This is a genomic window from Burkholderia sp. SIMBA_051 (genome assembly GCF_046534915.1).
Taxonomy (GTDB): Bacteria; Pseudomonadota; Gammaproteobacteria; order Burkholderiales; family Burkholderiaceae; genus Burkholderia; species Burkholderia ambifaria.
On sequence record NZ_JAWRXS010000087.1, the window covers coordinates 1 to 371 of the forward strand.

The following is a 371-nucleotide window of genomic DNA, read 5'->3' on the forward strand; positions in this document are numbered from 1 at the left end:
GGGGAAAACGAACGACGTTGCTTCGGCATCAGACACCTCTCCATGGGGACCTATCCGCGATTTCGTGGGCGAGGCATATCATGAGGTGTAAAAGTCATGGATATGCCAATGAAGAAGAAAAGGCAAACTGTAGCGCGTCAGGCAGCGGCCCGCGGGCCGCTGCCTGAACTGCCCAAGGAACTGCTGGACCAGTTGGTCAAGGGGCCGATGACGCCGGCCGAGGTTCAGGACCTGATGCTGGCGTTCAACAAGGCAGTCATCGAGCGCGCGATGGGCGCCGAGATGAATCTGCATTTGGGCTACCGACCAGGCCAGTCCAAGCCGCCCGGTCAGGCCAACGAGCGCAACGGCGCCAGCGGCAAGACGGTCAT

General features: G+C 60.6%; 1 pseudogene. It reads left to right on the forward strand.

The features are described 5' to 3' along the window. Nucleotides 1-108 precede the first annotated feature (108 nt). Nucleotides 109-371 (forward strand): annotated as a pseudogene (locus SB771_RS33665) (IS256 family transposase); the annotation flags it as partial.